20 protein-coding genes are annotated in these 20475 nt (G+C 72.6%); 12 read left to right on the top strand and 8 right to left on the bottom strand.

Annotated features, from left to right (window positions below):
• Positions 1 to 239 precede the first annotated feature (239 nt).
• Positions 240 to 1952: a hydrogenase maturation protein gene (locus ACZ3YO_RS33820; RefSeq protein WP_465577155.1), complete on the top strand. Its 1713-nt coding sequence runs from the start codon at positions 240 to 242 to the stop codon at positions 1950 to 1952.
• 89 nt (positions 1953 to 2041) lie between these two features.
• On the opposite strand, the gene ACZ3YO_RS33825 is transcribed toward ACZ3YO_RS33820, so the two are convergent.
• Positions 2042 to 2824 (bottom strand): MHYT domain-containing protein, encoded by a 783-nt coding sequence (locus tag ACZ3YO_RS33825; RefSeq protein WP_465577158.1) that lies wholly within the window; start codon positions 2822 to 2824, stop codon positions 2042 to 2044.
• A 331-nt stretch (positions 2825 to 3155) separates the two neighbouring features.
• Positions 3156 to 3560, bottom strand: a complete 405-nt coding sequence (locus ACZ3YO_RS33830; protein ID WP_465577161.1) for a VOC family protein — start codon at positions 3558 to 3560, stop codon at positions 3156 to 3158.
• 293 nt (positions 3561 to 3853) lie between these two features.
• Between ACZ3YO_RS33830 and ACZ3YO_RS33835 the strand changes: the two genes are divergently transcribed.
• From ACZ3YO_RS33835 to ACZ3YO_RS33865, 7 genes are all read left to right on the top strand, one after another.
• Positions 3854 to 4594 (top strand): WXG100-like domain-containing protein, encoded by a 741-nt coding sequence (locus ACZ3YO_RS33835; RefSeq protein ID WP_465577164.1) that lies wholly within the window; start codon positions 3854 to 3856, stop codon positions 4592 to 4594.
• Positions 4591 to 5589 (top strand): nucleic acid/nucleotide deaminase domain-containing protein, encoded by a 999-nt coding sequence (locus tag ACZ3YO_RS33840; protein ID WP_465550303.1) that lies wholly within the window; start codon positions 4591 to 4593, stop codon positions 5587 to 5589. The genes ACZ3YO_RS33835 and ACZ3YO_RS33840 overlap by 4 nt, the downstream gene beginning before the upstream one ends.
• A 27-nt stretch (positions 5590 to 5616) precedes the next feature.
• The gene (locus tag ACZ3YO_RS33845) at positions 5617 to 6171 is read left to right on the top strand and encodes an SUKH-4 family immunity protein (protein WP_465577168.1); all 555 of its coding nucleotides are present in this window, start codon (positions 5617 to 5619) and stop codon (positions 6169 to 6171) included.
• A gap of 14 nt (positions 6172 to 6185) precedes the next feature.
• Positions 6186 to 7034, top strand: coding sequence for a nucleic acid/nucleotide deaminase domain-containing protein (locus ACZ3YO_RS33850; protein ID WP_465577170.1), 849 nt, complete (start codon positions 6186 to 6188; stop codon positions 7032 to 7034).
• Between the two features lie 57 nt (positions 7035 to 7091).
• Positions 7092 to 8894, top strand: coding sequence for a hypothetical protein (locus tag ACZ3YO_RS33855; protein WP_465577172.1), 1803 nt, complete (start codon positions 7092 to 7094; stop codon positions 8892 to 8894).
• Between the two features lie 87 nt (positions 8895 to 8981).
• A complete protein-coding gene (locus tag ACZ3YO_RS33860; RefSeq protein ID WP_396324415.1) occupies positions 8982 to 9416 on the top strand; it encodes a MarR family winged helix-turn-helix transcriptional regulator in 435 nt (144 codons plus the stop codon).
• Positions 9417 to 9540: 124 nt separating this feature from the next.
• Complete coding sequence (locus ACZ3YO_RS33865; protein ID WP_465577177.1) at positions 9541 to 11097, top strand: MFS transporter; 1557 nt, start codon at positions 9541 to 9543, stop codon at positions 11095 to 11097.
• Positions 11098 to 11145: 48 nt separating this feature from the next.
• On the opposite strand, the gene ACZ3YO_RS33870 is transcribed toward ACZ3YO_RS33865, so the two are convergent.
• Positions 11146 to 11664 (bottom strand): GNAT family N-acetyltransferase, encoded by a 519-nt coding sequence (locus ACZ3YO_RS33870; protein WP_465550293.1) that lies wholly within the window; start codon positions 11662 to 11664, stop codon positions 11146 to 11148.
• Between the two features lie 44 nt (positions 11665 to 11708).
• Here ACZ3YO_RS33870 and thpR point away from each other — a divergent pair, with 44 nt between their 5' ends.
• Positions 11709 to 12296, top strand: coding sequence for an RNA 2',3'-cyclic phosphodiesterase (thpR, locus tag ACZ3YO_RS33875; RefSeq protein WP_465577181.1), 588 nt, complete (start codon positions 11709 to 11711; stop codon positions 12294 to 12296).
• 41 nt (positions 12297 to 12337) lie between these two features.
• On the opposite strand, the gene ACZ3YO_RS33880 is transcribed toward thpR, so the two are convergent.
• The 3 genes from ACZ3YO_RS33880 to ACZ3YO_RS33890 all read right to left on the bottom strand — a co-directional run bounded on the left by ACZ3YO_RS33880 (position 12338) and on the right by ACZ3YO_RS33890 (position 15655).
• Positions 12338 to 13597 (bottom strand): hypothetical protein, encoded by a 1260-nt coding sequence (locus ACZ3YO_RS33880; RefSeq protein WP_465577183.1) that lies wholly within the window; start codon positions 13595 to 13597, stop codon positions 12338 to 12340.
• Between the two features lie 52 nt (positions 13598 to 13649).
• A complete protein-coding gene (locus ACZ3YO_RS33885; RefSeq protein WP_465577186.1) occupies positions 13650 to 14927 on the bottom strand; it encodes a hypothetical protein in 1278 nt (425 codons plus the stop codon).
• A gap of 107 nt (positions 14928 to 15034) precedes the next feature.
• Positions 15035 to 15655 (bottom strand): TetR/AcrR family transcriptional regulator, encoded by a 621-nt coding sequence (locus tag ACZ3YO_RS33890; RefSeq protein ID WP_465577189.1) that lies wholly within the window; start codon positions 15653 to 15655, stop codon positions 15035 to 15037.
• Between the two features lie 84 nt (positions 15656 to 15739).
• On the opposite strand from ACZ3YO_RS33890, the gene ACZ3YO_RS33895 reads away from it, so the two are divergent.
• On the top strand, positions 15740 to 16537 hold the full coding sequence (locus ACZ3YO_RS33895; RefSeq protein ID WP_465577191.1) for an SDR family oxidoreductase: 798 nt from the start codon (positions 15740 to 15742) through the stop codon (positions 16535 to 16537).
• Positions 16538 to 16691: 154 nt separating this feature from the next.
• Here the strand turns inward: ACZ3YO_RS33895 and serC are convergent, their stop codons facing one another.
• Together serC and ACZ3YO_RS33905 are read right to left on the bottom strand one after the other, a co-directional pair.
• Complete coding sequence (serC, locus tag ACZ3YO_RS33900) at positions 16692 to 17810, bottom strand: phosphoserine transaminase (RefSeq protein ID WP_465577193.1); 1119 nt, start codon at positions 17808 to 17810, stop codon at positions 16692 to 16694.
• 133 nt (positions 17811 to 17943) lie between these two features.
• Positions 17944 to 19044, bottom strand: coding sequence for a citrate synthase 2 (locus tag ACZ3YO_RS33905; protein WP_396324422.1), 1101 nt, complete (start codon positions 19042 to 19044; stop codon positions 17944 to 17946).
• 417 nt (positions 19045 to 19461) lie between these two features.
• Here ACZ3YO_RS33905 and pdxH point away from each other — a divergent pair, with 417 nt between their 5' ends.
• Positions 19462 to 20094 carry a pyridoxamine 5'-phosphate oxidase gene (pdxH, locus tag ACZ3YO_RS33910; RefSeq protein ID WP_465577257.1) on the top strand — a complete coding sequence of 211 codons (633 nt, stop codon included), beginning with the start codon at positions 19462 to 19464 and terminating at the stop codon, positions 20092 to 20094.
• Positions 20095 to 20289: 195 nt separating this feature from the next.
• Complete coding sequence (locus ACZ3YO_RS33915; protein WP_465577195.1) at positions 20290 to 20469, top strand: hypothetical protein; 180 nt, start codon at positions 20290 to 20292, stop codon at positions 20467 to 20469.
• The last annotated feature ends 6 nt before the right edge of the window (positions 20470 to 20475 follow it).

A 20475-nucleotide genomic window follows, 5' to 3' on the forward strand; every position in this document is an offset into this window, starting at 1 on the left:
AGCGCGCCCGGCGGGCCTTCCCCCGCTGACGAGCGGCGCAGCGCCGGCACCCCCGGCCGCGTCACGGGGGAAATCGGGAGGTCGTGGGGAGATCGGGCGAAGCCTGCGCACCGCTTGGGGCACAGGTGTGCGAGGTGGGTGAGGGTCGGGCGCGGAAGCCCGAACCGTAATCGTTACGTGTCCATGCCCTGGTTTCATCGCCTCCGCGCACGACGTCAGTCACTGCTCGGAGGCCCCCCTTGCGCATTCTCCTGATCGCCAGCGCGTTCAACAGCCTGACCCAGCGCGTCCACACCGGACTCCGCGACCGCGGGCACGAGGTGGCCGTGCAACTGGCGCTCGGCGACGAACAGATGCGGGCGGCGGTGAAGCGGACCGACCCCGAGCTGATCCTCTGCCCGATGCTCACCAAGGCCGTCCCCGAGGACATCTGGTCGCAGCGCACCGTCCTGATCGTGCACCCCGGCCCCAAGGGCGACCGTGGCCCCTCCTCGCTCGACTGGGCGATCACCGAGGGCGCCGAGCGCTGGGGCGTGACCGTCCTCCAGGCCGTCGAGGAGATGGACGCCGGGGACATCTGGGCCTCCGTCGACTTCGCCGTCCCGGCCGGCGGCAAGAGCGAGCTGTACCGGAACGAGGTCGCGGACGCCGCCGTCGAGGCGGTGCTGCTGGCCGTCAGCCGGTTCCAGGGCGGGCTGTTCACCCCCGAGCCGCTGGACTACGACCGCCCGGACGTCCGTGGCGAGCTGCGGCCCTTCCTCAAGCAGGCCGCCCGCCGGATCGACTGGTCAGAGGACCCCACCGCCACCGTGCTGCGCAAGCTGCGCGCCGCCGACTCGCAGCCGGGCGTGCTGGACGAGCTGTACGGGCGCGAGTACTTCCTGCACGGCGGCCACCCCGAGGACGAGCTGCGCGGCCGTGAGCCCGGCGCGGTGATCGCCACCCGGGACGGCGCCATCTGCCGGGCCACCGTGGACGGCGCGGTCTGGATCCCGCAGCTGCGCCCGCGCCGCACGCCCGGCGGGCCGGCCACCTTCAAGCAGCCGGCCGCGACGGTGCTCGCCGGCCACCTCCACCGGGTCCGCGAGGTGCCCGTCAGCCCCGCTTCGGCGGCCCGGCGGGACACCTGGTCGGAGATCCGCTACCACGAGCAGGACGAGGTCGGCTTCCTCGAATTCGCCTTCGCCGGCGGGGCGATGAGCACCGAGCAGTGCCGCCGCCTGCTGGCCGCCTACCGGGAGGCCGCGGACCGGCCGACCTCCGTGCTGGTGCTCGGCGCGGCCCGGGACTTCTTCTCCAACGGCATCCACCTCAACGTGATCGAGGGCGCGTCGTTCCCGGCGCTGGAGTCGTGGGAGAACATCAACGCGATGGACGACCTGGTGGAGGCGGTCCTCACCACCACCGACAAGGTCACCGTCTCCGCCCTGGCCGGGAACGCGGCCGCCGGCGGCCTGATGCTGGCGATCGCCGCCGACGAGGTCTGGTGCCGCGAGTCGGCGGTGCTGAACCCGCACTACCGGCTGATGGGCCTCTACGGCTCCGAGTACTGGACGTACACGCTGCCCCGCCGGGTCGGCGCCGAGCAGGCCGAGCGGCTGACCACGGAGGCGCTGCCGGTCGGCGCGGCGCACGCGGAGCGGCTGGGCCTGGTGGACCGGACGGCGGGCGGCAGCGCGGCGGACTTCCGCCGCTGGGTGGCCCGGGAGGCGGCCCGGCTCGCCGGCTCACCGGAGCTGACCGGCCGGCTGGTGGACAAGAAGCGCCGCCGGGCCGAGGACGAGGAGACCAAGCCGCTGGCCGAGTACCGGGCGGAGGAGCTGCGCCGGATGCACCGCAACTTCTACCGGGACGGCGAGCCGTACCACGAGCTGCGGCGGAATTTCGTGCACAAGGTCTGCCCGGTCGCGACGCCGGAGCACCTGACCGGGCTGCTCGGCAAGCCGGAGTAGACGGCCCGGGTGCGGCGAAGCCCTGGGGCCCGGCCGGAAGACCGGGCCCCAGGGCTTTTGCGCGTGCTCAGCGCCCGCGCGGGGGCGGCTCAGCGCCCGCGCGGGGCGAGCGGCGCCGCCCGGCCGACCAGGATCGGCTGCGCGTTGACGGCGCTGCGGCTCGGCGAGACCGCGAAGGCCAGCGAGCCGAAGAAGATGTAGCAGCCCAGCCCGACCACCAGCGGGAAGATGAACTGGAGCGCCATCACCCCGCCCAGGGTGCTCTGCGAGGCGTCGAGCCGGACGGAGACGGCGGCCATCCCGGTGTAGTGCATCGCGCACACCGCGACGCCCATCACCGGGGCGGCGGCCAGCACGGCGAGGGTGCCCCGGATGTTCAGCGCGGCCCAGAGCGCGGCGGTCGCGGCGAACACCGCGATGCCGACCGACAGCCACACCGTGGTGCGGTCGTAGCCGACGTGGCCGGGCAGGACCATGGCGGCCATGCCGAGGTAGTGCATGGCCGCGACGCCGAGCCCGGTGGTCACTCCGCTCGCGAGCAGGGCGACGACGCGGTGGCGGCTGTAGCCGACGGCGAACATGCCGAGGCCGACGAAGAAGATCGCGACGAGCAGGCTGAGCACGGTGAGCCCCGGTCGGTAGCTGATCTCGATCCCGGTGACGGAGAAGCCGAGCATCGCGATGAAGTGCATCGACCAGATGCCCGCGCCGAGCGAGGTCGAGGCGAAGAGCAGCCAGTAGACGCGGGTCCGGCCGGTGGAGACGAGCGCCCAGCGGGTGCTGCGCAGGGCGACGAAGGCGCCCAGACAGGCGACGAAGTACGAGACCGCCGGCGTCACCCAGCCGTGGTCGGCATGATGGATCTCTCCCACGAGGAAGCTCCCTGACGGGTTTGGGGGGAGGACTGACGCCAGGAACGGGCGGACGCGTCGGCCGTGGGACGGCCCGGTCATGGGTGGCGAAGCCGGATGCGCGGTACGCGCGGGTGTCGCGGTCCTGCCCGGGGGAAGCCTGGCGTGTGGTGCCCCTGACAACGGGGGACAGTAACCACTACCGGTGAGTCGCACAATGTTCGGGTTTTTGGTGAAAGCGCAGGTCAGAGCTGTTCTTCACGTGATCGGCAAGATCTCGCCACCAAGCCCTGACGTCGCCTGCGCATAGAGCACCCGGCCTGTCCGGGGAGCCGCTCGGGCCTCCCGGCCGTCACTCCAGAGGAGCTAGGCCGAACGGGTGGCCGGCCGGGTCGATCAGCACCTTGAGGGTGCGGCCGTGCTGGTAGCGGGGTTCGGTGGCGCCGAGTGCGAGCGCCCGGGCGGTGGCGTCTTCCAGGTCGTCGACGTAGAAGTCCAGGTGGAAGTGCTTGCTGCCGTCCGGTTCGGTCCACGGCTCCGGCCGGTACCCGGTCACCCGTCCGAAGCCGAGCGGGCTGCCGCCCTCCGGGTTGTCCAGGATGGCGAAGCGCTCGTCCACGTGCCGGGTCTCCCACCCCAGGAGCTCGCCGTAGAAGGCGGCCAGCGCGACCGGGTCGGCGCAGTCGATGGTGACCATGGCGAGGCGGGCGAAGCCGGTGTCGTTCTGCTCGGCCTGCTCGGCGGCGACGTCGGTCATTTCTGGTCGGCCCTTTCACTGAGGGGTGGTGCTGGTCGGCCCTTCCGTCGAGGGGTGCGTGGCGCTGGGAGCCGTGTAGGTCAGGCCCCAGAACCAGCATCGCACCGGGAGCCACGGAGGGCACGGCCAGCGGGCCGGACGCGGGTGGGGCCCGTTCCCGGAGGGTCGGGGTCGGTCGCCGGAGCGGATCGAGAGCGTCCGGGTCGGTACAGATCGGTACAGAATCGGCACGTTCCGGGGGGAGCTGTCTGATGGTTCATTGGATAAAATTTCGATGCAATCGACGGATTGGTGTGAGTGGGGGGATCCTGATGGCGATCGAGCTGCCCGGCGAGGTGGCGACGCTCCTCGAGTTCATCGGCATTCACTGGCCCTCGGTCAACGAGGACAAGGTCCGCGAATTCGGCGAGCACGTCAAGGAGTTCGCCAAGGGACTCGAAGACCTGCACACGGACTCGACCGCGTCGGTCCATCAGCTCGGCGGGGCGTACGAGGGCGAGTCGTACGAGGCGCTGGTGGCCAAGTGGGCGCTGATGTCCGACAAGCACTTCAACGAGGTCGTCCAGGCGGCCCACGTGGTGGCGAAGGCCCTGGATACCGCCGCGGACGTGATCATCGCCATGAAGATGGAGGCGCTCGCCGAGCTCATCGTGCTGGCCGCCTCCTTCGTCGCGGCCCAGGCCGCCGCCGTGGCGACCCTCGGGCTTGCGGAGGCCGGGGTGATCGCGATCCAGCAGGCCGCGCGCAAGCTGATGTCCTATCTGGCGCACCAGCTGGAGGACCACATCATCTCCGAGGTGATCGAGGCGGCGGTCACCCCGCTGGTGGAGATCGTCGCGGGGGCGGTGTCCGGGTTGGTGTTCGAGGCGGCGGAAGCGGCCGTGAACGGCGGAGGCGGTTCGGCCGGCACCGGATTCAAGATCGACCCCGCGGTCGTGGAGACGCACGCCCGGGCCCTGCACGCCCAGGCGGAGAAGGTCGCCCAGCACGCGCAGGTCTTCAGCGCCCGAGTGGCAGGGGTGAGCTTCGAATGACCGACCCGGTCGTCAAGGCGCTGCAGAAGAGCGCCCAGAAGCTCGGCAAGGCCCTGGCCGAGGACACGGGCAAAGCCGTCAAGAAGATGTACAAGCAGGCGGGCGACAACCTGGCCAAGACCGCCAAGCACCACAAGACCAACGACGAGCACCACGCGCAGGGCTTCGCCGACAAGGGCAAGGACAAGGCCGCACCGCCGCCGAAGGCGGGCACCAGCTCCGGCGGAGACGCGAAGCCGCCGCCCCGGAAGTACTTCATCCACGACGACGGCCGGGTCCAGGAGATCAAGGACGGCAAGCTCGTCGACCCGGACGGGACCGACAAGTCCCTCAAGACCCTGCTGGACGGGGACTCGGGCAAGGTCAAGGACGCGGAGCCGAAGGACCTGAGCTCCACGTACCACGCGAAGAAGTACAAGAAGTCGGACAAGGACGACGACGGCAACCCCAAGCAGGACGAGAAGGTCGTCAGCCAGAAGATCACCGAGCCGACGGAGCTGTCCCGGGCCGTGGAGGAGGCCCGGCGCGCCGAGGGCAACTACGGCGGCAAGAACTACGCCTCGCTCAGGTACCGGGACGAGCACGGCGAGTTCATCCTGGTCGGCCGGAGCGACTACGTCCGCAGCCACTCGGAACGGTCGATCGGCAAACCGCTGCTGGGCGGCAAGGAAGGCAACGTCAGCGAGCTCTACACCGAACGGGCGCCCTGCCAGGCCGGCCCGAACTGCGAGCGCTGGCTGGCCCGGCACTTCGAGTCCGAGAATCCCGACCTGAAGGTCACCCACGGCGTCGACTACGACAACAAGGTCCCCACGAAGGACCGCGACTGGGGCCACAAGGCCTATCTGGACCAGCTCGAGGAGGACCACTCCACGGGCAAGCATGATGGCACGATGGGCACGAAGGACTTCGACGCGCAGGGGCAGCAGGACAAGGCGGCCTCCGACGCGAAGCACGTGGCGAAGAAGCAGAAGCTCAAACACACTGGCCTGTGACGGGCGGGACGACAGGATGGATGACTGGTGCTGGTAGGGATTGACTGGCCCGTGGTCGTTGAACGGGCCACGCCGGGTGATCTGCTGAGGTTCCGGCCCGAGGCCGCGGCGCGGATCTGGCCGGGCGGTGACGGCGCGCGCTTCGTGACGGAGATCGGGATCCCGAACTCCAAGGGGCTCTTCCGCATTCTGGAGGAGCTGGCGGACCGGGACCCGGCGAGCCGGGACATCGCCTTCGAGAACTGGCCCGGGCCCGAGCCGGTCGACACCCCGCACGGGAAGCTGCAGCCGCTGGGCAGGCTCTACCAGGCGGTCGTCTTCGTGCACCTCGGCGACGGGACGATCTGGGTCTCCGACCCGGATTCCGAGATCGAGTACGAGCTGATCCACGGGGACGTCTCCTCGTTGGCCTACCTCGTCTACAAGTTCGAGGTGGAGCGGCCGGGGCCGGACGAGCGCCCGGACCCCAACGACTGGGCCGACGTGGAGGAGATCGTCCGCGAGGGAATGGAGCGCTGGGACTCGCTGCCCTTCAAGAGTGAGTTCTGGACGGCGTTCCTCGACTCCTACCCCATGCTGTGAGGGCCGGTTCGGACGTGAGCGCGGACATGAACGACGAGCTGGCGGCGGAGCTGCTGGCGCACTTCGGGCCGCGGGGGCTGCGCAGCCTGTCGATCGCGCCCGCGGGACCGCTGCGGCACCCGGGGCTGCCGCTCCAGGTGGGGCCGTACTTCCAGGCCGCCGAGGAGTCCGACCCGCCGTCGCTGGGCGAGTACGCGGCCGGGTACGGGCTGGACGCGGGGCCGTCGGCGGCCCAGCTGCGGATCGGCACCGATCGCGGGGCCGAGCTGTACTTCGCCCCGGACCGGTCGGTCCGGGCGGTGCTGCTGGGGTCGGAGCCGGTGGACCAGCCGGTCAGCTCCACGGTGGCGGCGTTCGCGGCCGGACTGCTGCTGCTGGACCGGCACCTGCCGGCGGTCACCGCGTCCGACCGGCCGGAGGAGGCCTTCGCGGCCTACCGGGAGCTGCGCCAGGGACTGCTGGCGGCCGACCCCGCCGCATTCGAGGACCGCGAGGGCTGGTGGCCGCGGGTGCTGGACGACCTGCGGCGCCCACTGAACGTCGACTCGTCGGCGGCCTTCGAGGTGGTCGACGAGCGGGGCGGGAAGCGGATCGTCACGGAGGCCGGCGGCCCCGGGCCGCTGCACCCCGAGGAGGTGCTGTGGCACCGCCTCCGGGCGGAGGGCGTCGAGGCCGAGCAGGTGCTCCGGGTCTACTGTGAGCTGGAGCCGTGCATGATGCCCGGGCACTACTGCGCCCGCTGGATGGCACGGGAGTTCCCGGATGCGGAGTTCACGCACAGCTTCGACTACGGGGACACGGCCGGGTCCCGCGAGAGCGGGATCAAGGCGTTGATGATCAGCCTGGCCGAGCGGCAGGGCTGAGCGGGGAGAGACCCGAGCGGTCGGACCGTGGTGGAACCAGGAGAGGGAATCAGGGGAATGGCGCGGGACGGACGGCGGATGCCGCCGCTGGAGGCGGGGCGCAGGCCGGCCGGACTGGCACTGCTCGGCTGGCTGGACGACCTGCGGGCGCCGCGGCTCTGCCAGGTGGCGGGGCCGCCCGGGGCCGGCAAGTCGCACCTGCTGGCCTGGCTGGTCCGCGGCTGCACCACGGAGACGGTGCCGGGCACGCGGCGGATCCACGCCGTGCTGCCCGCCGCCGGGGCCACCGTCCGGACGGCCGTCTGGTCGCTGGGCCGGCAGCTCGACCTGGTCGCGCACGCCCCGGGCCCGCTGATCGAGGCGATCGCGGCGGACGCCCGGCCGACCCTGGTCTGCGTCCCCGAGCTGGACGCGGCCGAGGACCCGGCCGGTCTCGTGACCGGACTGCTCGACCCGCTGCTCCGGCTGCCCGGCGTGCGACTGGTGGTCGAGGCGACGACCGGGGGCGCGGCGGCCGGGGCGTTCACCGCGGTGCCCGCGCCGGCGGTGCTGGACCTCGGCGATCCGCAGTGGACGGACCGCGCGCGGTTCGCGCAGTGGGCGGCGGCCCGGGGCGGCGACGCGGCCGCCTACCCGCTGCCCGGCCCTGCCCTCGGGACACCGGCCGCCCCGTCGGCTCCGGTGCCGCCGGCGGTCCCGGCCGGTGCCGACCTGCGGGCGGTCGGCGAGGAGACGCTGTCCGCGCTCTGGAGGGCGGCCGCGGCGGGCGGTGACCCCGGCCCGCTGGTCGCGGACCCGCTGCTCTACGCGCTGGCCCGCCCCGTCCCGGTGACGGCGGCCGTCGAGCGGCGGGACGACGCGCTCGCCCGGGCCTGGCGCGCCGCCGGTCCGGCCCTGATCGAGGAGCCCGATCCGGCCGTCCGGGCCGCCGTGCTGCGGACCAGGCTGCTCGGCGGGGACACCTCCGCCGCAGCCGCCGCGTCCGTCCTCGCGCAGCTGCCCGTGCCCTGGTCCGGGCGCTGGGCGCGCTGGGAGGGCGCCGACCGGGACTGGCCGGGGCCGGCCGTCGCGATCACCGCCGGGGCGGGGCCGTACCTGTCGCAGGTGCTGGTGAGCGATCCGACCGGCGCGGTGCGGACCTTCGACGCCGCCACCGGCCGCCGGGTCGGCGCCGTGGTGGTGCCGTCCCCGCGCCCGCTGCGGGGGCTGGCGGCGACGGCGGGCGGTTCCGTGGTGCTGCTCGACGCCTGGGGCCGGGCGGAGCTGGTGGTCCCGGCCGAACCGCGGCCGGGCCTGGAGCCGTACGGGCTGATGACGGCGTTGGACGCGGTCGGCTCGGTGGCCGGCGGCACGACGCCGGCCGGCGGCCCGGGCGGGCTGAGCGCGGTGGCGGCGATCGGCGGGCTGGCCGGTTCCGCGCCGGCGTTCGGCGACGAGGCCGGCGCCGTGCACTGGTACGAGGACGGCAAGGTGGTCGGCGAGCGGCTGCACCACGGGCCGGTCACCGCGCTGGCCGGTACCGCCCTGGGGGGCGGGCCGTTGTCCGATCCGGAGATCCCGCTGCTGGTGAGCGGCGGTTTCGACGGCGCCGTACGGATCTGGGGTCCGCGCTCGGCGCCGATGCCCGAGCCGTCCGACCGGCGCGGCTGCCCGGTGACGGCGGTGGCCGCCGGCGCGACGGCGGCCGGCCCGGTGGTGGCCGCGGCCTGGTCCGACGGGCTGGTCCGGGTGCGCTACCTGGGCGGCGGCGGGGTGCTGGACCTGCGGACGGGCTCTGAGGTCTGGTCGCTCGCCCTGGCCGGGACGCTGTTGGTGGTGGGTATGCCGGACGGCCTCGTCGCGGTGGACACCCGGCGCTGACGGCGCCGGCGCCGGGGCACCGGCGGTCGGCCGAGGGTGATCGGAAAGCAATTTTCCTTAGCGAGAGTAATGACGTAGGCTAAGGACATGCCCGAGATGTCCGAGCAGGACCTCGCAGCCGTCAGTCAGCTGCGGTCGTCCACCATGCGCCTCTCCCGTCGCCTGCGTCACCAGCGGGTCGAGGAGTCGCTCAGCCCTACCGAGATGGGGGTGCTGGGCACCCTCGCACGCTGCGGGAAGGCCACGCCGGGTGAGCTCGCCCGGAAGGAGCACGTCCAGCCGCCCTCCATGACCAGGATCGTCGCGATGCTGGAGGAGAAGGGCCTGGTGCGGCGGGAGCCGCACCCGGAGGACCGCCGGCAGGTGGTCGTCAGCAGTACCGAGCAGGCGGAGGTGATCCTCGCGGAGAGCCGTCGCCGGCGCAACGCCTGGCTCGCCGAGCTCGCCGAAGGGCTCGACGAGGAGGAGTGGGCCGTCCTCCGGGAGGCCGCGCCCGTGCTGTACAAGCTCGCACATCTCTGAGGCACACCTGTTTCCGGTCAGCCGCCGGAGGACGAAGGAGAACCGCATCACCGCAGGACCGAGCACAGACACCAGGAGCGCGACGGCCCCCCGACGGGTCGTCGTGCCGCGAGGGGAGACCACCGTGACACCGCCGGCCGCAGCCAGCGCCGCCGCCATCCGTACCGACGAGCCGACCACCGACCCCGCCGCCGCCTCCGCGGCGGCCGCCGACGCCCAGGCACCCGCCCCCACGGGGCTGCCGGGCAACGGCGACGACGACCCCGACGAACGCACCGCGGCGGTAGACCCCGCCGCTCAAGGCGGCGCCCGCCCGTGGCCCGCCACCACCGCGCGGCCCCTCTCGGCGGCCGCATCCCCCACAGGCGCCCGCTTCACCCGGCCCGGGGGGATGTTCTCCTCGCTGCGCGTCCGCAACTACCGCTACTACTTCGCCGGCCAGGTGGTGTCCAACACCGGCACCTGGATGCAGCGGATCGCGCAGGACTGGCTGGTCCTCAGCCTCACCGGCAGCCCGTTGGCCGTCGGCATCACCACCGCCATGCAGTTCCTGCCGATGCTGCTGCTCGGCCTGTTCGGCGGCGTGCTCGCCGACCGGATGCCCAAGCGCCGGCTGCTGATCTACACCCAGGGCGCGATGGGCCTGCTGGCCGCCGGCCTGGCCGCGCTGACCATCGGCGGTGTGGTCACGCCGTACTACGTGTACGCGTTCGCGCTGCTGCTCGGCCTGGTCACCGTGGTCGACAACCCGACCCGGCAGGCCTTCGTCTCCGAGATGGTCGGCCCGAAGGACCTCGCCAACGCGGTCAGCCTGAACGCCGCCAACTTCCAGACCGCCCGGCTGGTCGGCCCCGCCGTCGCGGGCCTGCTGATCGCCGCGGTCGGCAGCGGCTGGGCGTTCGCGGTGAACGCGCTCTCCTTCGCCGCCGTGATCGGCGGACTGCTCGCCATGCGGCAGAGCGAACTGCGCCCGACCGCGCCGATCGCCCGCGAGAAGGGGCAGTTGAGGGAGGGGCTGCGGTACGTGAAGGAGCGGCCCGAGCTGCTCTGGCCGATGGTGCTGGCCGGCTTCATCGGCACCTTCGGGTTCAACTTCCCGACGCTGCTCTCCGGTTTCGCCCGCGACACCTTCAAGGTGGGCGCCGGGCAGTACGGCCTGCTGAACACCGCGATGGCGGTCGGCTCGCTGGCCGGCGCCCTGCTCGCGGCCCGCCGCGGCGCGCCCAGACTGCGCAGGCTGGTGGGGGCGGCGCTGGCCTTCGGCACGCTGGAGGTGGTGGCCGCGTTCGCGCCCGGCTACTGGACCTTCGCGGCGCTGCTGACCCTGATCGGGGTGTTCGGGCTGAGCTTCAACACCTCGGTCAACTCCACGCTGCAGCTGGCCACCGACCCGGAGATGCGGGGCCGCGTGATGGGCCTGCTGGTGCTGGTCTTCACCGGCGGCACGCCGATCGGTGCGCCGGTCGTGGGCTGGGTGACGGCCTCGTACGGGCCCCGACTCGGGCTGCTGGCCTGCGGGTTGGTCTCGGCGCTGGCCGCCGGCACGGTCGGCCTGGTGCTGGCCCGCAGTGCCGACCTCAAGGTCCGGGTCGACCTGCACCCGGGCCGCGGCGGACGGGTGGTGGCCTTCGTGCCGCGTACCCGGACCACCGTCAAGTCGGAGCTGGCCGCCGCCTGCTGACGGTCGGTCAGACCCGGGCTGGCACGGTGGCCCGCCCGGGGGCGGTGGTCAGAGCCGGATCTCCAGGATCTGGCCGGGCCAGAGGCCGTTCGGCTGCTCGACCTCGAAGGGTTCGGTCTCGGTGAATCCGAGTGCCCGGTACTGGCCGACCAGCCGGCGGTCGTCGCCCGCGTAGCAGTCCACCCGGACCAGGCCGATGCCGCGGCGGCGGGCCTCGTCCAGGGCGTCGGCGATCAGCGCGGCGCCGATGCCCGAGCCCTTGCGGGACCGGTCGGTGACCAGGTTGCGGATGTACAGCTCCCGCTCCTCGACGGCCGGGATGTACTGGCCGCGCTCCTCGGACACGACGCAGCAGCCGACGGTGCGGCCCTCGTCGTCCACCGCGAGCCGGATAAGGAACGGCTCGTCGGCGTACTTCCGGATGTGGTCGACCCTGGCCGGGTTGCCGCTGAAGGGCTGGTCGCCCCACTGGCCGGTGCGCCCCCGGGCCGCCAGCCAGGCGACCGCGCCGTCGAGCAGGGAAAGGATGTCGGCGACGTCGTCGGGGCCGCCGGTACGGATCTTCATGAAAATGTTCTAGCTCAAAGAGCCGTGCGCGGGAAGATGACCTCATGAGGCTCTTTGTGGCGGTGCTGCCGCCGGTCGAGGCGTTGCAGGGGCTCTCCGACGCGGTGGCGCCGGTGCGTGGCCTGCCGGGGGCGGACCGGCTGCGCTGGACGACGGTGGAGGGCTGGCACCTGACCCTGGCCTTCCTCGGCGAGGTGCCGGTCGAGCGGCTGCCGGAGCTGGAGGCCGGGCTGGCCGGGGTGGCGGAGGTGCACGCCGTGCACCGGCTGCGGCTCGCCGGGGCCGGGCGGTTCGGCGACCGGGTGCTCTGGGCCGGGGTGGAGGGCCAGACCTGGGCACTGCGGCGGCTCGCCGAGGCGGTGAACGAGGCCACCGCGGACGTGATCGGCGAAGTGGACGCGTTCACCTTCCACCCGCACCTGACCCTGGCCCGGGCCGGCTCCTCGCGCGGACAGCGGCGGGCGGTGCAGCGGGTGGCGGCGGCGGAGCTCGACTCCCTGGCGCTGGCGCTCGGCGAGTACCGGGGGCCGGAGTGGGAGGCCGCCGAACTGCACCTGATGAAGAGCCAGCTGGACGGCGGCTTCGCGCACTACGAGACGGTCCGCTCCTGGCCGCTGGCCGACTGGAGCTGAGGCGCTCCCGGGGCGCGCGCCGCGCCCCGGGAGCCTCCGGGTCAGATGGTGTAGTAGCCCTGGACGTCGGCGACGAGGTCCAGGCTGCCGTGCGGGTTGTACAGCTCGACGTAGCCGTCGGCACTCACCGGGACGACCGTCATGGCGCCGGTGTCCTGGCCCTGGGCGTAGTTGAGGCTGGACGTCGACGGACGCCGGGCGCCGGCCCGGAACGCGGTGATGTGGCCGTCCTCGCTCGCGTTGGTGCCGGTCAGGTTGAGGACGACGGCCGCCACGGTCTCCGGCACGCCGTTCAGGCCGGTGACCTTGACCCGGGTGGTGGAGCCGGGGCGGACCTGGACCGCCGGGGCGCCGAGCCCGGAGCGGGTGTCGAGCACCCGGGTCGGGTCGGCCGGGATGAACAGGCCGCTGTTGCCGGCGTCACTGCTGGGGCTGTGGTACTCGAACCGGCCGATGTAGTCGACCACGACGTGGGTTTGGCCGGCATTGGTGTAGAGCGCGAGAGCGTTGGTCCCCGTGTAGGCGTAGGAGAGGTTGGTGACTGTCTGACCCGGGGCGAAGTTGAGGTCGGACGTGCCCCAGGGGGACTGCCCCGCCGGGTACATGGTGAGGTGGGCGCTCTCGGTCGGCTCCGTGACGGTGGCCTGGACCACCAGGTTGCCGTTCGGGGACGCCACCGAGGAGACGTCCAGATTGAGGACGTTCTGCTCGCCGGCGACGAGCTTGCCCGGGTGGTTGCCGGTGGTGGTGCGGGTGTCCAGCAGCCGGGTGGGCTCGCCGACCGCGAAGCTGAAGCCCTGGTAGACGCTCGCACCCTTGGCGGTGTAGTAGCCCTGCAGGTCGGCGACCAGGTGGACGCGGCCGACGTGGTTGTAGAGGTTGACCACGCCGTCGGCGCCGACCTGCACCGTCACCCGGTTGGTGGTGACCTTGCGGGTCGGGGACACGTTGAGGTTGGACACCGTCGGCACCGGCCGGCCGTCGGGGAAGGCGGTGAGGAAGCTCTCGTCGGTCGCGTCGACCGCGGTCACGTTCATCACCACGGCGGTCGGTACGTCGCCGCTGGAGAGCCCGAGGAGCTTCTTGATGTCGAGCTTGGTGACGCTGTCGGGGCCGACCTTGCCCGACGGGGCGCCGTTGCCCACCCGCGTGTCCAGAATCCGGTAGTTCGACACCGAGAACCACGTGCCGGCCGGGCCGACCTGCTCGACCGTAGCGGCGGTGGCGAGTGGCGCGGACGGCAGGACGGTGCCGGCCGCGATGACGAGTGCGGCGAGCGCCGCGGCACGGGATGCGCGCATGGGAGTTCCCCCAGGGAAGAGAGTCGAGTGGCGGGGCCGGGAGGGGGCGGGCTCAGGAGGTGTAGTAGCCCTGGACGTCCGCGACCAGGTCCACGCTGCCGTGGTGGTTGTAGAGCTCGATGTAGCCGTCCGGGCTCACCTTCACCACGGCCATGGCGGGCACGTCCTGGCCGGCGCGGTAGTTGAGGTTGGACGTCGAGGGGCGCGCGGTCCCGGCGGCGTAGGCGGTGACGTGCCCGTCGTACGGCGTGTCGGTGGCGGTCAGGTTGACCACGACGGCCGCGATGCCGGCGGGCGCGCCGGGCAGGTCGCTCACCTTCACCCGGCGGGTGTCCTCGGCGCCGAGCGGGCCGGCCTGGGCGCCGAGGCCGCTGCGGGTGTCGAGCACCCGGGTGGGCCGGGTCGGGAAGAAGAGCCCGTGGTCGGCGGCCTCGGGGTGCCCGATGATCTGCTGGAACCGGCCAACGTAGTCGACCACCAGGTCGACCTGGCCGGCGTTGTTGTAGAGGCCGAGGCCGTTGCGGCCGACGTCGACGTAGGACAGGTTGGTGACAGTCTGGCCGGCGGCGAAGTTGAGGTCCGAGGTGCTCGGGATCCAGGGCTGCGGACCGGCAGCGAAGGCGACGACGTGGCTCGCCTCGGTGGGGTTGGTCGCGGTGACCTGGAGCACCAGGTCGGTGTCGCTCGCGCCCGACGGGGTCACGCTGGAGACGTCGGCGGCGAGGGCGTTCTGCGCGCCGCTGCCGACCGTGCCCTGGCGGTCGCCGATGGTGGTGCGCGTGTCGAGCAGGCGGCTCGGCTCGCCGGGCACGAAGGTGGAGCCGGGGTACGGGCTGTTGCCGCCCTTGACCATGTAGACGCCCTGGACGTCAGCCACCAGGTCGACGCCGCCCATGTGGTTGTACAGGTTGACGATGCCGTCCGGCCCGACCTGGACGGTGACGCGATTGGTGGTGACGTTCTGCCCGGCGGTGAAGTTCAGGGTGGAGGCGCTGGGCCGCTCCGCGCCGTTCGGGTAGGCGGTGACATAGCTGTTGGCGGTCGGGTTGACGGCCGTCACGTTCATGACCACCGCGGTGGGCATCCGGCTGCCGCTGGTGCTCAGGATCTTGCCGATGTTCAGCGAGATCACGCCGTCGGTGCCGAGCCGGCCGGCCGGGGCGTTGACGCCGGAGCGGGTGTCGAGGATCCGCTGGGGCGGGATGGCGAAGTAGGTGCTCGCGGCCCCCACCTCGCCCGCAGGGGCGGCGGCCGCGAGCGGTGCGGACGGCAGGACGGTCCCGGCGGCGAGTACGAGGGCGGCGAAGGCCGCTGCGCGCGAAGTGCGCATGAAGAGTCCCCCTGATGTGAAGATCATATGATCGCGGAGGGCATCGTAGCGGCAGCTGTCGGCGGCCGGTCAACGGGATAAGTCCCGGGTGGCAACGGCTGGTTCGGTCAGGGCCAGATCCGCATCGCGGTGGTGGCGACCAGTTCCAGCTCGGCCCGGCTCGCGCCGTCACGGGCGCGCTGGGACATGCCCTGCAGCACGGTGGCGGTGAACGCGGCCAATGCCGCCGGGTCGGCGTCGGCGGGTTCGTGGCCGGCCGCGATGTCGGCGCGGATCAGGGACTCCAGCGCCCGGACGTTGGCGTTGCGCAGCTCCCGTACGGCGCCGGTGACCTCGGGCGAGGTGCAGTTCACCGTCGAGCTGATTACCAGGCACCCCCAGGGGTGGTCCGGGTCGGTGCCCTGGGCCGCGGCCTCGTGCAGCATCCGGGCGACGCCGGCCCGGGCGGTGGGCTCCTCGGCCAGCGCGCGGGGCGCGTACGCGCCGTGTGTCTTGCGGTAGCGGGTGACGACCTCCTCGAAGAGCGCCCGCTTGTCGCCGAAGGCCGCGTAGAGGCTCGGCGGGCGGATGCCCATGGCGGCGGTGAGGTCGGCGACCGAGGTCGCCTCGTAGCCGTGCTCCCAGAAGAGCCGCAGTGCCTGCTCCAGGGCGGCCTCGCGGTCGAAGGAGCGCGGGCGCCCGCGCCGGGGGGTGCTCGTCGTGGGCGTGGTCGCCGGGGTCGTCGCCATGCGGAGATTCTATATCGAGCACTACAGAACACGTGCTACGGTTCCTTTCATTAGCGACCGCTACATAAATGAGGGGGCGTGGCCATGAGCACGCTTGCGGGGAAGACGGCACTGGTGACGGGCGGCAGCCGGGGGATCGGGCGGGGCATCGCCGAGCGGCTGGGGCGGGACGGCGCGCTGGTCGGCGTCCACTACGCCACCAACGCGGCGGCGGCCGAGGAGGTCGTCAAGGTGATCGAGCAGGCCGGCGGGCGGGCCTTCGCGGTCGGCGCCGAGCTGGGTGTCCCCGGCGACGCGCAGGCGCTCTGGGCGGCATTCGACGCGGGCCTCGCGGCGGCCGACGGTGGCGAGGGTCTGGACATCCTGGTGAACAACGCCGGGATCGGCGTGTTCAAGGGGATCCACGAGGTGACCGAGGCCGACTTCGACCGGGTCTTCGCGGTGAACGCCAGGGCGCCGTTCTTCGTCGTCCAGCAGGGCCTGGGCCGGCTGCGGGACGGCTGCCGGATCGTCAACGTGTCCTCCGGCGTCACCCGGGTGGCGTTCCCGACGGCGGTTTCGTACGCGATGACGAAGGGTGCGCTGAACACCCTGACGCTGACCCTGGCCGAGGAGCTCGGCCCGCGCGGGATCACCGTCAACGCGGTGCTGCCGGGCGTCGTCGCCACCGACATCAACCCCTGGCTGGAGGATCCGGTGGCGCGCGCCCGGGTGGCCGCCTACTCGGCCTTCGACCGGGTCGGCGAGGCGGCCGACGTGGCGGACATCGTGGCCTTCCTGGCCTCCGACGACTCCCGCTGGGTCACCGGGCAGAACCTCGATGCCAGCGGCGGGTCCAACCTCGGCGTCCTGACCCGGCCGGGGTCCGGGTACGCTCGTTGACCGTGGATCCCAAGACTCGTATGCGTATCGTGACCGGCGCCCTGGTGCTGCTGCTGGCCGTCGTGGTGATCAGCTCGCTGGTCAGCAGGTAGCTCCGGACAGCGGAAAGGGCCACCGCCCGTGGGCGGTGGCCCTTTCCGCGTGCGTCAGCCGGTCAGAGCTGCTCGACCACGTAGTCGATGCAGGCGGTGAGCGCCTCGATGTCCGCCGGCTCGATCGCCGGGAACATCGCGACGCGCAGCTGGTTGCGGCCGAGCTTGCGGTACGGCTCGGTGTCGACGATGCCGTTGGCACGCAGTGCCTTGGCGACTGCGGCGGCGTCCACGGAGTCGTCGAAGTCGATCGTGCCGACCACCTGCGAGCGCTCGGCCGGGTTCGCCACGAACGGGTTGGCGAACGCGGACTTCTCGGCCCAGCCGTACAGGCGGGACGAGGAATCAGCCGTACGGGCGACGGCCCAGTCGAGCCCGCCGTTGCCGTTCAGCCACTCCAGCTGGTCGGCGAGGAGGAACAGGGTGGCGATCGACGGGGTGTTGTACGTCTGGTCCTTCGACGAGTTGTCGATGGCCGTCGGCAGGTCGAAGAACGGCGGGATGTAGCGGCCGGAGCCGGCGATCTCGGCGGCGCGCTCCAGGGCGGCCGGGGAGAAGGACGCCAGCCAGAGCCCGCCCTCGGAGGCGAAGGACTTCTGCGGGGCGAAGTAGTAGACGTCCGTCTCGGTGATGTCGACCGGCAGGCCGCCGGCGCCCGAGGTGGCGTCCACCAGGACGAGCGAGCCCTGGTCGGCTCCGGCCGGGCGCCTGATCGGCATCGCGACGCCGGTGGAGGTCTCGTTGTGGGTGAGTCCGTAGACGTCCACGCCGGCCTCGGCGACCGGCAGCGGGTGGGTGCCCGGGGCGGTCTTGATCACGGTCGGCTCGGCCAGCCACGGCGCGGCCTTCACCGAGGAGGCGAACTTGGACGAGAACTCGCCGAAGTCGAGGTGCTGGGACTTCTCCCGCACCAGGCCGAAGGCCGCGATGTCCCAGAAGGCGGTGGAGCCGCCGTTGCCGAGCACCACCTCGTACCCCTCGGGGAGGGAGAAGAGGCTGCTCACGCCCTCGCGCACGCGCTTGACCAGGTTCTTCACCGGGGCCTGGCGGTGGGAGGTGCCGAGCAGGGAGGTCTCGGTCGCGGCGAGGGCACTCAGGGCCTCGGGGCGCACCTTGGACGGGCCGCAGCCGAAACGGCCGTCTGCGGGCTTGATGTCAGCGGGGATCTGGATCTGAGCCACGCGCGCAGCCTACCGGCCGGGCCCGCCGCGGTGTGCGGTCGGTCCGCCCGCTGAGATGTGATCTTCGCGGCCCGGAGCTGCGGAAACAGCGGGCCCGGCACGAGGCCTGACCCGCTGTTCAGCAGGGGTTTCGTCAGCGCGCGATGGCCGCGTAGCCCTCGATGTCGCGCGGGCTGCGCGGGCCGGGGCCGATGTAGCGCGCGGCGGGGCGCACAAGCCGGCCCGTGCGCTTCTGCTCCAGGATGTGCGCCGACCAGCCGGCGGTCCGGGCGCAGGTGAACATCGAGGTGAACATGTGCGCGGGGACCTCGGCGAAGTCCAGCATGATGGCGGCCCAGAACTCGACGTTGGTGGCCAGCACGCGGTCGGGGCGGCGGTTGTGCAGCTCCTCCAGCGCGGCCTTCTCCAGCGCCTCGGCGACCTCGAAGCGCGGCGCGCCGAGCTCCTTGGCGGTGCGGCGCAGCACGCGGGCGCGCGGGTCCTCGGCGCGGTAGACGCGGTGGCCGAAGCCCATCAGGCGCTCGCCCTTGTCGAGGGCGTTCTTCACCCAGGCGGTGGCGTCGCCGGTGCGCTCGATCTCCTCGATCATGCCGAGCACGCGGGACGGCGCGCCGCCGTGCAGCGGGCCGGACATCGCGCCGACGGCGCCGGAGAGCGCGGCCGCGACGTCGGCGCCGGTGGAGGCGATGACGCGGGCGGTGAAGGTGGAGGCGTTCATGCCGTGCTCGGCGGCGGACGTCCAGTAGGCGTCGATGGCCTTGACGTGCTTCGGGTCCGGCTCGCCCCGCCAGCGGATCATGAAGCGCTCGACGACGGTCTCGGCCTTGTCGATCTCGCTCTGCGGGACCATCGGCAGGCCCTGGCCGCGGGCGGACTGGGCGACGTAGGAGAGTGCCATCACGGCGGCGCGGGCGAGGTCGTCGCGGGCCTGCTCGGCGGAGATGTCCAGCAGCGGCTTGAGGCCCCAGACCGGGGCGAGCATGGCGAGGGCGGACTGCACGTCGACGCGGATGTCACCGGAGTGGACCGGGATCGGGAACGGCTCGGCTGCCGGGAGGCCCGGGTTGAACTTGCCGTCCACCAGCAGGCCCCAGACGTGGCCGAAGGAGACGTGGCCGACCAGGTCGTCGATGTCGACGCCTCGGTACCGCAGGGCGCCGCCTTCACGGTCGGGTTCGGCGATCTCGCTCTCGAACGCGACGACTCCCTCAAGCCCGGGTACGAAGTCGGACATGCGACGGCTCCTTCAGTTCTGCGATCGGCGGGCCGCCGTGGTGGGGCGGTACGCCAGTGACCGAATGGTGGTTGGCACTCGGTGCCATACTCACAGGCACAGAGTGCATTGCGCCATACACCACCGTGGTGATGTTGCCCGCGGGCCCGCTTGACTTTTTGCCCGGAGGCCGGTCGTGCCAGGGAAATCTCCGGAACCAAACCCCAGGTTCCGGACAATTCACCGTAGGCCGGGCGGTCAAGCGGTGGCGAGTCACCTTATCTCCCACCGGGGTTTGTCCGGAGGTAGCGGTGCCGGTTGCTTGTCGTACGGGATGATGTTGACGTGCAGACCCCGGAACGCGCCCAGCCGACGCCCCTGAGCCCCGCCACCCGGATCCTGGCCGACGAGGCCCGGCCCGGGCCGGACCTCACCGTGATGCGCAAGCACTACACGCAGGAGGGCCTGGTCGAGGAGCAGCTCGCGGCCGAACCGGTCGCCCAGTTCACCCGCTGGTTCCACGAGGCGGACGACGCCGGGCTGGCGGAGCCCAACGCGATGGTGCTCTCCACCGCCGACGCCCAGGGGCGGCCGAGCTCGCGGACCGTCCTGCTGAAGGGCTTCGACGCGCGCGGTTTCGTCTTCTTCACCAACTACGGCTCGCGCAAGGGCACCGAGCTGGCGGACAACCCCCATGCGGCGCTGCTCTTCCCGTGGATCGCGCTGGCCCGCCAGGTGATCGTCCAGGGCCGGGTGGAGAAGGTCGGCCGGGACGAGACCGCCGCCTACTTCCGCACCCGCCCGCACGGCTCGCAGCTCGGCGCCTGGGCCAGCGAGCAGTCCAGCCCGGTCGGCGGCCGGGACGTGCTGGAGCAGCGGTACGCGGAGCTGGAGCGGCGCTACCCGGAGGGCGAGGGGGTGCCGGTGCCGCCGTTCTGGGGCGGGTACCGGGTGATCCCGGAGAGCGTGGAGTTCTGGCAGGGCCGGGAGAACCGGCTGCACGACCGGCTGCGTTACCTGGCCGACCCGTCCGCCCCGGCCGGCTGGCGGGTGGAGCGCCTCTGCCCGTGAGCGGCGGCGTCCGTGAGTTCGGCCTCCAGGGGTGCGGCCGGGTCGGGCGGGGCCGTGCGCCCCGCCGTGCGCTCCCGCGTGAACCGGCCGCCCTCCGGCGCGATCTGACTCCACGTCATCCGCGACGGTAGCGTGGAGCAAAGGCCCCGGCCGCGGGCCGGAGCCACCACTCCTCCCGAGAGGGTGAGGCAATCGATGAGTGACACCGCCACCCCCACCGCGGCACTCGATCCGGGCGACGGCGCCGAGCGCCCGACGCTCGGCCGACTCGCCGAACAGGCAACCGCCTACGTCGGTGAACTGGTGCGCCGGGCAGGCGTGGACGAGGACCGGCCCGGCGCCCTGCCAGTGGCCTGTTTCCAGTCCGCGGTCTGACCGGCC

The organism is Kitasatospora sp. NPDC022785, assembly GCF_055561295.1.

Bases quoted from the DNA above. Each gene is read 5' to 3' on its own strand.
- ACZ3YO_RS33830 (WP_465577161.1), bottom strand. From the start codon at position 3,560: ATGACCGACGTCGCCGCCGAGCAGGCCGAGCAGAACGACACCGGCTTC.
- ACZ3YO_RS33840 (WP_465550303.1), top strand. From the start codon at position 4,591: ATGACCGACCCGGTCGTCAAGGCGCTGCAGAAGAGCGCCCAGAAGCTC.
- ACZ3YO_RS33855 (WP_465577172.1), top strand. From the start codon at position 7,092: ATGGCGCGGGACGGACGGCGGATGCCGCCGCTGGAGGCGGGGCGCAGG.
- ACZ3YO_RS33860 (WP_396324415.1), top strand. From the start codon at position 8,982: ATGCCCGAGATGTCCGAGCAGGACCTCGCAGCCGTCAGTCAGCTGCGG.
- ACZ3YO_RS33870 (WP_465550293.1), bottom strand. From the start codon at position 11,664: ATGAAGATCCGTACCGGCGGCCCCGACGACGTCGCCGACATCCTTTCC.
- thpR (WP_465577181.1), top strand. From the start codon at position 11,709: ATGAGGCTCTTTGTGGCGGTGCTGCCGCCGGTCGAGGCGTTGCAGGGG.
- ACZ3YO_RS33880 (WP_465577183.1), bottom strand. From the start codon at position 13,597: ATGCGCGCATCCCGTGCCGCGGCGCTCGCCGCACTCGTCATCGCGGCC.
- ACZ3YO_RS33885 (WP_465577186.1), bottom strand. From the start codon at position 14,927: ATGCGCACTTCGCGCGCAGCGGCCTTCGCCGCCCTCGTACTCGCCGCC.
- ACZ3YO_RS33890 (WP_465577189.1), bottom strand. From the start codon at position 15,655: ATGGCGACGACCCCGGCGACCACGCCCACGACGAGCACCCCCCGGCGC.
- ACZ3YO_RS33895 (WP_465577191.1), top strand. From the start codon at position 15,740: ATGAGCACGCTTGCGGGGAAGACGGCACTGGTGACGGGCGGCAGCCGG.
- ACZ3YO_RS33905 (WP_396324422.1), bottom strand. From the start codon at position 19,044: ATGTCCGACTTCGTACCCGGGCTTGAGGGAGTCGTCGCGTTCGAGAGC.
- pdxH (WP_465577257.1), top strand. From the start codon at position 19,462: ATGCGCAAGCACTACACGCAGGAGGGCCTGGTCGAGGAGCAGCTCGCG.
- ACZ3YO_RS33915 (WP_465577195.1), top strand. From the start codon at position 20,290: ATGAGTGACACCGCCACCCCCACCGCGGCACTCGATCCGGGCGACGGC.